The organism is Kitasatospora sp. NPDC058444, from assembly GCF_042721415.1.
Lineage (GTDB): Bacteria > Actinomycetota > Actinomycetes > Streptomycetales > Streptomycetaceae > Kitasatospora.
The window spans coordinates 48,118-60,001 of record NZ_JBHXLL010000054.1 but is presented as its reverse complement, the minus strand read 5'-3'; the positions used below and the strand labels follow the sequence as shown (position 1 = coordinate 60,001).

Below are 11,884 nucleotides of genomic sequence, written 5' to 3'. Positions count from 1 at the left end.
GGGGGGGGGGCGCTTTTTTGTTTACCGCGCCCCGCCGCGGCCCGGGCGGGCCCCCCCGCGGGCCCCCGCGCGCGGTCGGGGAGGGCGGCCGGCCGCCCTCCCCGTACGTCGCTCACCCCTCGCGGCGGACGTCCACCAGCACCTTGCCCCTGGTCTGCCGCGCGGCCATCGCCCGGTGCACCTCGGCCACCCCGGACAGCGGAACGGTCCGGTCGATCCAGGCCACCACCCGCTTCTCGGCGGCGAGCCGGAACAGGTGGTCGGCGACCTCCTCGAACAGCGCCCGGTCCGCCAGGACGTGCTTGAGCCAGAAGCCCTGCGCCCCCGCCGAGCGCTCGTTCAGCTCGCCCATCGTGAAGCCGTCCTCGACACCGCCCCGCGCCCCGACCGACACCAGCCGCCCGAAGGGGGCCAGTCCGGCCAGCCCGGCGCGCAGCACCCGGCCGCCGACCGAGTCGAGGAACAGGTCCAGCCCGCCCGAGTCCGCGAGCCGAGCGGCCAGGTCGGGGTCCTCGGGGTCGAGCACGGTGTCGGCGCCCAGCGAGCGCAGGAACTCCCGCTTCTCCGGGGTGGAGGCCAGGGCGACCACCCGGGACGCGCCCAGCTCCCTGGCCAGCTGCACCGCCAGGTGCCCGACCCCGCCCGCCGCCGCCGACACCCCCACCGCGTCGCCCGGCCGCAGCCGCCCCGCCAGGACCAGCGCGCCGTAGGCCGTCCCGCCCTGCTCCAGCAGCGCGAGCGCCTGCTCGTCGTCCACGCCGTCCGGCACCTCCACCGTGTGCGCCGCCTCGGGGACGGCCACCTCGGCGTACCCGCCGCCGGTACGCAGCAGCGCGACCACCCTCCGGCCGTCCTCCCGGCGCCGCCCGACCACGTCGACGCCGAGCACCGCCGGCAGTGGCAGCTGGAGGTACTCGCCGGCGCGGATCTCCAGATCGGCGTAGTTGAGCCCCGCCAGGGTGACGTCGACCAGCACCTGACCCGGGCCGGCCACCGGTTCCGGCACCGTCTCGACGCGGAGCTCCTCCGGCCCGCCGTAGCGGTGGATCACCAGCGCGCGCATGCCTGTCCCGGTCCCGTTACCGTTCTCGTCCACCTGGTCCCCTTCCGCCTTGCCCACGGTCACCTCGTTCACCTCGTTCAGGTCGTTCAGGTCGTTCACGTCGTTCACGTCGTTCACGTCGTTCACGTCGTTCGTGTCGGTCACGTCCACCTCGTCCACGGTCGCGCCTCTCCCCCGTCCGCCCCGGCCCTCATCCGGCGAACAGCGCGAGCAGCGCGGCCTCCAGGGAGCGGGCGGCCTCCGGGCTCCCGGCGACCGCGCAGTACATCACCGAGCCGTCGGCCGGCCCGAAGTCGGTGCTGAACAGCACACCGGTGCCGCTCCCCCGGTCGAAGGCCAGACCGGCCGCGGCGACCGCCGCCACGGCCCCGGCGAAGGACGGCACCGTGAGGCCGGCCAGCTCCAGGAGGTGGCGCGAGCCGCGGTGCTCCTCGCGCAGCAGCCGGCCGCGGAAGACGTCGTGCAGGTGGCTGGAGCCGGTGAGCCGGCCGTTGGTCTCGTGGAAGTAGATCTCGCCCTTGGGGGTCAGCACGGCGTCGGCGCTGACCGTGCCCCGGTAGCCGATCACCCGCAGCGACTCGCACAACCGGGCGCCCTGCTCGACGAGTTCGGCCCTGGCCGCGGCGTCCGGGGTGACCGGCGGCGTGATCTCCCCGAGCACCACCGGCCGCATGACCATCTCGCCGCAGCCGGACAGGACCACCGCCGTGTCGCCGACGGAGAACTCGGCGTACAGCGGCGCGCAGTCGGGGAAGTACCGCTCCACCACCACCCGTCGGCCGCGCCCGCCGGTCAGCCAGGTCCACCGCTCGGCCACGTACGCGGCCACCGCCGCCCGGTCCGGCAGCGGCACCACCCGCTCGGCGCCGACCGCCGCCACCCGTTCGTCCCGGGCGAGGATCTCGTTGCCCAGGCCGCCCACCTGGTACTCGACCTTCAGCATCACGCTGTGCCCCTGCCCCAGCAGATGCTCGACGGCGGCCTCCACCTCGGCCGGCGAACCAACCACCCGCCCGGGCGGGATCGGCACCCCGGCGCCGGCGGCCAGCGCCCGGAACCCCGCCTTGCTGTTGACCAGGGCGTTGCCGCCCTGCGCGGCGAAGGCCAGGCCGGGCAGGGCGTGCGCCACACCGAGCGCGGCCGCCAGCTCGGCCACCGCGCCGTTCGGCGAGACGGCCAGCACCTCGTCGACGGTGCGCCCGTCCAGGACGCGGCGCAGCTCCGCGAGGAAGCCCGGGTCGGTCAGGCGGTCCGCGGTGAGCACCTGCTCGCCCTGGTCGCCCGGCGGCGGCACCACGAAGGTCAGGCTGTCGGCCCGCACCCCGGTCAGCCCGGTGACGTACGCCAGGAACGCCGGGTCCGGACCCCAGGGCAGCACCAGGACGTCACCGTCCTCGGCCCACCAGAGCATCCGCTGCGCCCCGCACCCGGCGTACCGCAGCTCCAGCGGCGTCGCCCCGGTGAGGTCCCCGACCATCTCCTCGGTGCGGTTGTTCGCGATGCAGAGCGTCGTCATCTGGTGGAATCTCCCGGCGTTCGGCGCTGTGGCGACCCACGGTCCTGGCCCCACGCACGGCACGGGTGTGGCGTGCGCTACCGGTGTAGCGCACCGGGGTTGTTCTGGTTCGGCCCTCGGTCATTGAACAAAACGCCGAACAACCGGCGACCCGGGCTCCTCCGCGGCACGTCGGCCACCTCGGCCGGGGACCCGTCCTGACGGAACAGGGCAGACACCTCCTTCGGGCCGCCGGCGCCGCCGGCGCCGCCGCCCGGAACGCGCCAGACGTTGTCGGGTTCCGGCCATGACACGCCCGAAGATCATCTCATGCCATGTCACACCCTATTGAAGCGGCCGGGTGCCGTGAGAGCATGCGGCGCGCACCCCGGCCGCCTCCCCCTCCCCCGCCTGCGGTGCCCCCCGTCCGCCCTCCCCCACAAAGGAATGACGTTGCGTCCGCTCACCCGCGTGTCCAGGCTGCTGGCCTCGGTCGCCACAGCCACCACCCTCCTCGGACTGGCCGCCGCGCCCAGCCAGGCCGCCGCCCCCGCGGCCACGACCACCCCCCACCTCCGCCAGGCCGCCGACGACCTCCTGCCGATGACCGGTGGCACCACCCCGGACCCCGCCGCCCCCGGCACACCGCAAGCACACCGGCTCACCCCCGCCCAGCTCCCGCCGCTCAGCCCCCCGGCCTCGTCCGAGGCCACGGCGCCCGAGGCCGCACCGCGTGCCTTCGCGACGGCCCCGGCCGCCACCCAGTCCTGCACCCCGACCGACTTCAGCGGCCGGTCCGGGGCCGCCCTCGTCTCCTACGTCAAGGCCTCGACGCCCAAGTGCATCGGCTCGCTGTTCTACACAACCGGCTCGGAAGCATCGGCCGTGTTCCGCCAGAGCCAGATGGCGACGATCGCCGACGCCTTCCGCGGCGCCGCCACCACCTACCCCGGTGACAACTCGACGAGCATGTGGCAGCTCGTCCTGTTCCTGCGCGCGGGCTACTACGTGCAGTCCAACGACCCCGCGCACATCCCGGGCTTCGACGGCACGCTCACCGAGACCGTGGCACGCGGCATCGACGCGTTCGCCGCCGGCCCGCACTTCACCGACGTGACCGACGCGAACGGCGAGGTCGCGAACGACGTCGTCATCCTCACCGACAGCGCCAAGCTGCAGGCCCGCTACCTGAACACCTACAAGCAGGTGCTGAACGGCTACGACAGCTCGTACAACACCTCCAGGAACATGGTCACCTTCGTCAACAGCGTCTTGACCCCGCTGGACCGGGGCCACGACAAGAACCCGGACTTCCTCGCCGCGGTCACCGCCGACCCGAGCATCATCGACACTCTCAACGACTTCACCCTCAAGCACCGCGACCTGCTCGGCACCGACAACGCGGCCCTGGACGCCAACGCCGGCCGCGTGCTCACCCGCTTCGTCAAGTACCCGGCCTTCCAGAGCAAGGTGCGGCCGTTGGTCAAGGCCCTCCTCGACGGATCGTCGATCACCGGCCCGACCGCTCCTCTGTGGGTCTCCACCGCCGCCATGGCCGACTTCCTCGACCCGGACCAGTGCTCCACCTACGGCATCTGCGACCTGAACCAACGGCTCATCAAGGCCGCACTCCCGGTCAGCCACACCTGCAACCCCACCCTCACCATCCGGGCCCAGGACCTCACCCCGGCCGAACTCGCCGCCGTCTGCGCCGACCTCAAGGGCGAGGACGCGTTCTTCCACAACCTCGTCCGCGACAACGGCCCCATCCCCGGCCAGTACGAGTCGTCCGTGCAGCTCGTGGTCTTCGCCGACAGGGCCGCCTACCAGACCTACGCCGGAGCGATCTACGGCGCCGACACCAACAACGGCGGCATCACCCTCACCGGGACACCGACCGACCCGGCCAACCAGCCCGTCACCATCATGTACCGGCACCCGACCGCCAACGGCTTCACCGCCCGGATCTGGAACCTCAACCACGAGTACGCCCACGTCCTCGACGCCCGCTACGACCTCAAGGGCGACTTCGACCAGCAGACCAGCGTCCCCGACCTGTGGTGGATCGAAGGCATCGCCGAGTACGTCTCCTACACCTACCGCGGCGTCACCGACACCAACGCGGTTGCCCAGGCCCCCAAGCACACCTACCCGCTCAGCACCCTGCTCCAGAGCACCTACCGCAACAGCGACCTCGTCCGCACCTACCACTGGGGCTACCTCGCCGCCCGCCACATGGTCGAACGGTACCCGAGCGTCCTCCAGGGCATGCTCTACTACTTCCGCACCGGCAACTACGCCCAGGGCTACGCCTACTACAACGCCATCGGCACCCGCTACGACGCCGGCTTCAACACCTGGCTCGACACCTGCGCCACCGACACCTGCCTCACCCCGGGCACGCCGACCGCCGCCTTCGACGCCGCCGTCTCCGGCCTCACCGCGCAGCTGACCGACCGCTCCACGGAGACCGGCGGCAAGGGCACCATCACCTCCCGGGCCTGGAACTTCGGGGACGGCACCGGCTCCACGGAGAGCGCGCCGTGGAAGACGTACACCACGCCGGGCACCTACACCGTCACCCTGACCGTCACCGACAGCAACGGCAAGACCGCCACCACCGCCAAGCCCGTCACCGTCACCACCCCCGCCGATCCCACCGCCTGCACCGGGGCCGACCCGCGGGCCATGGACCGCAACTGCTTCCGCACCGGCCGGTCCGCCGCCGCGGGCGAGCAGGACGAGCTGTACATCTACATGCCTGCCGGCACCGTGACCCTCGACGTCACCACGACCGGCGGCACCGGTACCGCCTACCTCTACTACAACGCCGACACCTGGGCCTCGAGCACCGCCTACACCGCCTCGTCCACCAGGAGCACCGGCTCGCAGAGCATCACCGTCACGAACACGACGGCCGGCTACCGCTACATCAGCCTCTACGGCAAGACGGCGTTCAGCGGCGTCACCGTCACGACCCGGTACTGAGTACCGACCCGCTGACGGCTCGCGCCCCGGCGCACCGGGGCGCGAGCCGTCAGCGGGAGCTCCGGCGGTCGGTGCTCAACGCCCCTGGAGGCGCTTGACGTTGTCGCCGAAGGACCAGCCCTTCGAGCCGTCCCAGTTGACCGACCACGTCATGAGCCCCTTCAGCGCACCGCCGAAGGCGTTCCACGACTGGCCGACCAGGCCCGGGTCCATGTAGCCGCCGCCCGCGCCGGGCTGGGCGGGCAGGCCGGGGACCTGCTTGTCGTAGGGCACCCTGATGGTGGTGCCCTGGATGGTCAGGCCGTTGTTCAGGCAGGTGGTCTGCGCGGTGAAGCCCTGTACGGTGCCGGCCTGGTAGGAGTCGCCGGAGCAGCCGTACATGCTGCCGTTGTAGTACTGCATGTTCAGCCACCACAGCTGCCCGTTGTCGGCGTACTTCTTGACGATCGGGAGGTAAGCGCCCCAGATCGAACCGTAGTTGACGCTTCCGCCGGTGACGTACGCGGTCTCCGGGGCCATCGTCAGGCCGAAGCCCGCGGGCATCTGGGCCAGCACGCCGTCGATGATGCGGATCAGGTTGGCCTGGGAGGCGGAGAGCGTGTTGATGTTGCCGCTCCCGGACAGGCCGGTCTCGATGTCGATGTCGATCCCGTCGAAGTTGTACTTCTTGAGGATCGGCACGACGGTCGCCACGAACCGGTCGGCGACGGTGCTGGAGCTCAGGTCGATGCCCGCGGCGGCGCCGCCGATCGACATCAGGATCGTCGCCCCGGCCGCCTTGGCCTGGCACATCTCGGCGGGGGTCGAGACCTTGACGTTGGCGTCCATGCCGTCCTGCCACAGGACGGTGCCGTCCGAGAGGATCACCGGGAAGGCGGCGTTGATGACGTTGTAGCCGTGGGCGGCCATCCGGCTGTCCGTGATGGGCACCCAGCCCATGCCGGGGTGGACGCCGTTCAGGGCGCCGTCCCAGTTCTCCCAGTAGCCCTGGAGGACCTTGCCCGACGGCTTGGGCTTCGTGGGGCAGGTCTCGCCCGGCGGTGTGGTGGTCGGCGGCGCCGTGGTCGACGGAGTGCTGGTGGGCGGAGTGCCGGTCGGCGTCGTCGTCGGAGGCGCGGTGGTCGTCGGAGGTGCGGTGGTCGGCGTGGTGGCGGTCGGCGAGGGGCTGCTGCCCCCGGGGCCGGCGAGCGACACGTCGTCCGCGTAGAACGCGGGCTGCCCGTACCAGCCGTGCAGGAAGACGGTCACCGAGGTGGTGTTCGCCCCGGTGGTGAAGCCGACGCTGAGCTGGCCGTACGAGGCGCTGCTCGCCGTCCAGGTGGAGGCGTTGCTGAGGCCCGTGCCGGTGGCACCCAGGTAGACGTAGCTGCCCTGGACGTAGGCGCTCAGCGTGTACTGGGAGTTGGGCTGCACGCTGATGGTCTGGGTGCACTGGGCGGTGTCCTGGCCGGTCGGCGTGGCCTTGAGCGCGGAGGCGCCGGAGTGGACCGGGCTGCTCACCGCCGCGCCCGCGCCGCCGGAACAGGTCCAGTCGGAAAGCCCGTTCTCGAAACCGGGGTTGGCCACCAGGTTGGGGGTGGCGGCCCCGGCGGTGACGGTGCCGGCCACGGCGATGCCGGCGCCGATGACGGCCGCGGCGCTCACTCCGGCGAGGAAGCGCTTCAGGACGGTCGACCCGTGTTCGGCGCGGCCGGTCCGGTGCAGCCGTACCGCACGGTCCACGGCCGCCCGCTCCGGGCGGAATCCGCCCGACGGGCGTGGATTGCGCGTCCTCCGACGAATCATGGCTGTGCTCCCTTTCCGCCGAGCGTCATGGACATGACCGACGCGTGGGGGCGTGACGCCCGGCTCTGGGTGAGGTGGGGAAACATGTGGGGCTGTGCCGGTCCGGATCGTAGGAGGGGCGGCAAGGGGAGTCAATAGGTCTGGACCAATTAGGTCTGGACCAATTACGGGAATGCGGATCGCCGACCCACTATTCGGTGAATGCAACCATCTTGAACAGTAATAGTTTTAATAAGTCGTTATGCGCGTTGCCCTTCCTCGGCCACGGCGTACCCGCAAGGCTTCGCCTGTCTCCGCCGGAACGCGCGACCCGCGCCGCCGGCACTTCACGGGGAGGACTCCACGTGCCCAAGGGGCGACGCAACAAGCTGCTGCTGAGCACCGTCACACTGACCGCGCTGGGCCTGGCCACCACCCAGGCGCTCGCCGCGCCCGCCGACCCGCCCGGGCAGCGCCCGCACCAGGCCCGGCACCAGGCCGAGATCGGCCGGAAGCACGCCGAGAAGGTCAAGACCCAGGCAGCCGCCGGCCCGGCGTTCACCGCCAAGTCCCAGGCGCCCGGGGAGGACGAGGGCGACGAGGCGGAGAACTCCGCCGAGGGCACCGCGCAGTACACCGAGGCCCGCACCGCCCCCGGCGTGGTCGCGCCCGGCGCCTACGGCGCGGCCTGGGCCCAGCTGCAGTCGATGCCGCACACCGCCGGCAGCTGGGACCACGTCACCGACAAGCCCTACGACTCCGACGACCCGCGCTACCGGGACGTCAACTCCAACTCCAGCGGCGGCGCCGGCTACGTGACCGGCCGGATCACCGGGATCGCCGCCGACCGGGACGGCTACGTGTACGCGGGCGGCGCCAACGGCGGCGTCTTCCGCTCCCGCACCGGCGGCGGCCACTGGCAGTCCATCTCGGACCGGCTCCCGTCCCTCTCGACGGGCACCCTGAACCTCGACGGCGGCGGCCGGCTCTGGTACGCCACCGGCGAGTCCAACACCGGCGCGACCTCGTACGTCGGCACCGGCGTGTACGTGCTCCCGGACCCCCGGCGCGGCGAGTTCCAGCCCGGCAACCGGGTCGGCGGGAACGAGCTGGAGTCGACCATCATCCACGCGCTGCGCTTCGGCGGCGGCAAGGTGTGGGCGGCCACCAGCCGGGGCGTGTGGAGCCACTCCACGACGGACCTGTCCGGCCCGTGGACCCTGGAGTTCGCGCCCAACCCCGAGTACCTGCCCGGCGGTTCGAAGGCCGGCGACCCGGCCGCGCCGTACAAGAACATCGCCAACGACATCGCGATCGACCCCAAGGACCCGGGCAAGGTCGTCCTCGCCGTCGGCTGGCGCGGCGGCGACAGCTACAACGGCTTCTACGGCAAGGCCGCGGACGGCACCTGGCAGCGTGTCGGCTCGCTCGGCGACCTGCCCACCGACGCCGCGAACGTCGGCAACGTGACCTTCGCCGCCTCGGCCGACGGCTCGCGCTACTACGCCATCGACCAGTCCCCGGAGGTCATGGCGACCGACCCCGACACCGGACTCAAGGGCATCTACGTCTCCAGGTCCGGCTCCCCGTTCGGGCCGTGGACCCTGATCGCGGACAAGGACAAGCTCAAGAACTCCGGCTCCGCACTCCAGGACGAGGGGTACCAGCCCGGCATCCAGGCCTGGTACAACCAGTCCCTCCAGGTCGACCCGGCCGACCCGGACCACGTCTACGCGGGCCTGGAGGAGGTCCTGGAGACGAAGGACGGCGGCTCCACCTGGACCGTCCCGGGCCCGTACTGGAACTTCGGCTTCCCCTGCTGGAGCATCGACCCGGCCAAGCAGACCGGTGACTGCTCGCAGACCACCCACTCCGACCAGCACGCCGTCGCCTTCGGCACGTACCAGGGCAGGACCAGCGTGTACGTGGGCAACGACGGCGGCATCTACAGCCGTCCGGTCGACGGCGCGGCCGACGCCTCCGGCCACGCCACGGACTGGAAGTCGCTGGCCGACGGCACCATGGACACCCTGCAGTACTACTCGGTCGGTGTCGGCAAGGACCCGGCGGACCGCTCGGGCCGGGGTGTGATCGTCAGCGGCGGCCTCCAGGACAACGGCGAGTCCATCCTGCGCGCCCACGACAAGGTGATGGGGTCCAACTTCGGCGGCGACGGCGCCGACACCCTCGTCGACCCGGACAACGGCTGCAACATCGCCGAGGAGTACGTCTACCTCGACGTCTGGGTCACCCAGAACTGCGCCGTCAACAGCGGCGTCTGGAAGACCGACCCGGCCAAGGCCACCTCCTACGAGGTCGCCCCGCCGGACAAGGACACCAGCTCGGCCCGCTTCATCGCGCCGATCACCGCCGACCCGAAGGACGTCAACACCTGGATCGCCGGCGGCCGGCACGTCTGGGTGCAGCACAAGGGCTACGCGATCCGCAGCGGCAGCGAGTGGGCCGACGCCTACGACCTGGGCGCCGGCCACGTCGCCACCGCGGTGGCGACGGACGACGGCACGGTGTACGCGGGCTGGTGCGGCCCCTGCAACAACGTCGGCTTCAGCCGCGGCATCGCGGTCGGCAAGGCCGACGGCACCGGCTGGCACCAGCTCGACCTGCCGGTGGACGGCACCCTGCCCAACCGCTACATCTCCTCCTTCGCGGTCGACGAGAACGACGCCCGGCACGTCCTCGTCGCCTTCAACGGCTTCTCCCGGACCTGGACCGAGGGCCCCGGCGCCGGCGTCGGCCACCTCTTCGAGACCCGGGACGGCGGAGCCGGCTGGACGGACGTCTCGGCCAACCTGCCCGACGTCCCCGCCACCTCGGTGAAGATCCTGCCCAACGGCGGCCTCGCCCTCGGCAGCGACCTCGCCGCCTTCTACCGCGCCCCCGGCACCAGCGACTGGCGCGTCCTCGGCCGCAACCTGCCCACCGCCGCGGTGCAGCAGCTGAAGACCGGCCCCGACGGCAGGCTCTACGCCGCCACCTTCGGCCGTGGCATCTGGTCCTTCGACCTGCGCCGCCTCGGCCACGGCCGCTCCGACGAGACGGACGGCTGACCGGCTCCGCTCCACCGCACCCGGCCGAACGCCGCTGCCCGGTCCGCTCCGTACGAGCGGGCCGGGCAGTGGCGTCCCGCGGCTTCCCCGGCCGCTCCGGATCCGCCCTACCCGTGCGCCGCGGCGACGGCCGCCGCGAGCATGGCGACCTGGGGCTTGCGGATGTCGGAGTGCGCGCCGGCGAACGGCTGGCCGTCCACGTCGTTGATGACGGCGGAGGCGTTCACCCGGTAGAAGGTCCCGGGCGCGAAGGCGTAGTCGATGCCGCCCTCGGCCGGCATCACCCGGTCCCCGGCCGGCGCCACGGCCTGGTACCCGTCCGCCCCCATGCCGTCCCAGCGCCCGGCCTCCTCGGCCTCGGAGTCCTGGCGGGCCAGGAAGGACGCCTTCGGGTACCAGATGCCGACGGCCCAGTCGTGGACGCTGAAGGTGGCGACCAGCGGGCCGTGCACCCGGTCGGTGAAGGCGTTCAGCGCACCCGCGCTGCCGAACGGATTGTCCTGGGCGTGCGCGAAGGACCAGTGCGAGAACGCCCCCTGGATCAGCAGCAGCGAGGTGACCGGGCTGTCGCCGGGCGCGCCGACGCCGGCCAGGGAGAAGGAGACCAGCCGGGCACCGAAGCTGTGGCCGATGAGGTGCACCCGCAGGCCGGGCGAGCGGCCGTGCAGGGCGGCCAGCAGCGGTCCCAGGCCGGCCCGGCCGATGTCACCGGCCCGGGCCTTCATGACCGAGTACGAGAGCACCCGCAGCACGTCCTTCGCGCCGTTCACGGCGTTCCGGAACCAGTCCCCGATGCCCTGCGTGGAGGAGCCGGGCGGCGCGCTGCCGAAGGCCTCGGCGGCGGCCTGGTAGGAGGTCTTCGGATCGGTGTCCAGGAGCAGCGCGGTCTCGCCCGCGTCCTCGAACTCGCCGTCGGGCCCGGGCGGCGGCACCAGCGACCGGATCAACTCGTGGATCCCCGCCAGTCGTTGCTCCTTGGCCGCGTCGGTCTCGCCCGCACCGGCCGCCGCCACCGCCTCGTCGATGCGCCGGCCGACCTCCGTCACCGTCTGCTGCTGCTCGGGGTCGGCGAAGCCCTTGGCCAGCGACGCGGCGATGTCCGCCCCGGAGACGGCGGCCGTTCCGGCACTGAGGTCCAGCAGGGCGCCCTCCCCGGCCTGGGGCGAGGCGACCGCCGCCGGCGGGGTCGCCGGCGTGGGCGGGAACCAGAGCGCGGGCCAGTAGACGCCCGCGAACCCCACCGTGCCGAGGTTCGCCGCTCCGCTCGCGGCCGCCCGGATCAGCGGGAACATCGCGTCGTAGAGCTCGCGGGCGCTCTGTTCGGCCACGCCCCACCCGTGGCTGAACACGAACAGGTCCGTGACGCCCCCGGCCGTCACCTCGTCGAGGAAGTCGCCTTCCGCCGGCGCGGTCAGCACCCCCTTCTCGTCGAAGGTGAGGTCCCACACGGGCTCATTGGTCGTCGGCAGTGGCCTCATCACACCTGACCTTTCGGGGTGGCCGTTC

6 protein-coding genes and 1 pseudogene are annotated in these 11,884 nt (G+C 72.3%); 2 read left to right on the top strand and 5 right to left on the bottom strand.

Annotated features, from left to right (window positions below):
• Positions 1 to 112 precede the first annotated feature (112 nt).
• Together ACFWP2_RS35315 and ACFWP2_RS35310 are read right to left on the bottom strand one after the other, a co-directional pair.
• Positions 113 to 1,207, bottom strand: a complete 1,095-nt coding sequence (locus tag ACFWP2_RS35315; RefSeq protein ID WP_380459371.1) for a zinc-binding alcohol dehydrogenase family protein — start codon at positions 1,205 to 1,207, stop codon at positions 113 to 115.
• Between the two features lie 46 nt (positions 1,208 to 1,253).
• Positions 1,254 to 2,579 (bottom strand): peptide ligase PGM1-related protein, encoded by a 1,326-nt coding sequence (locus ACFWP2_RS35310; RefSeq protein WP_380459368.1) that lies wholly within the window; start codon positions 2,577 to 2,579, stop codon positions 1,254 to 1,256.
• Between the two features lie 450 nt (positions 2,580 to 3,029).
• Here ACFWP2_RS35310 and ACFWP2_RS35305 point away from each other — a divergent pair, with 450 nt between their 5' ends.
• On the top strand, positions 3,030 to 5,546 hold the full coding sequence (locus ACFWP2_RS35305) for a collagenase (protein ID WP_380459365.1): 2,517 nt from the start codon (positions 3,030 to 3,032) through the stop codon (positions 5,544 to 5,546).
• A gap of 75 nt (positions 5,547 to 5,621) precedes the next feature.
• On the opposite strand, the gene ACFWP2_RS35300 is transcribed toward ACFWP2_RS35305, so the two are convergent.
• Together ACFWP2_RS35300 and ACFWP2_RS35295 are read right to left on the bottom strand one after the other, a co-directional pair.
• Complete coding sequence (locus ACFWP2_RS35300; protein ID WP_380459373.1) at positions 5,622 to 6,740, bottom strand: chitinase; 1,119 nt, start codon at positions 6,738 to 6,740, stop codon at positions 5,622 to 5,624.
• A 42-nt stretch (positions 6,741 to 6,782) separates the two neighbouring features.
• Positions 6,783 to 7,331 (bottom strand): annotated as a pseudogene (locus tag ACFWP2_RS35295) (carbohydrate binding domain-containing protein); the annotation flags it as partial.
• Positions 7,332 to 7,675: 344 nt separating this feature from the next.
• Between ACFWP2_RS35295 and ACFWP2_RS35290 the strand changes: the two are divergent.
• Positions 7,676 to 10,378 carry a glycosyl hydrolase gene (locus ACFWP2_RS35290; RefSeq protein ID WP_380459363.1) on the top strand — a complete coding sequence of 901 codons (2,703 nt, stop codon included), beginning with the start codon at positions 7,676 to 7,678 and terminating at the stop codon, positions 10,376 to 10,378.
• Positions 10,379 to 10,485: 107 nt separating this feature from the next.
• Here the strand turns inward: ACFWP2_RS35290 and ACFWP2_RS35285 are convergent, their stop codons facing one another.
• Positions 10,486 to 11,856, bottom strand: coding sequence for a hypothetical protein (locus tag ACFWP2_RS35285; protein ID WP_380459361.1), 1,371 nt, complete (start codon positions 11,854 to 11,856; stop codon positions 10,486 to 10,488).
• Between the last annotated feature and the right edge of the window lie 28 nt (positions 11,857 to 11,884).

Bases quoted from the DNA above. Each gene is read 5' to 3' on its own strand.
- ACFWP2_RS35310 (WP_380459368.1), bottom strand. From the start codon at position 2,579: ATGACGACGCTCTGCATCGCGAACAACCGCACCGAGGAGATGGTCGGG.
- ACFWP2_RS35285 (WP_380459361.1), bottom strand. From the start codon at position 11,856: ATGAGGCCACTGCCGACGACCAATGAGCCCGTGTGGGACCTCACCTTC.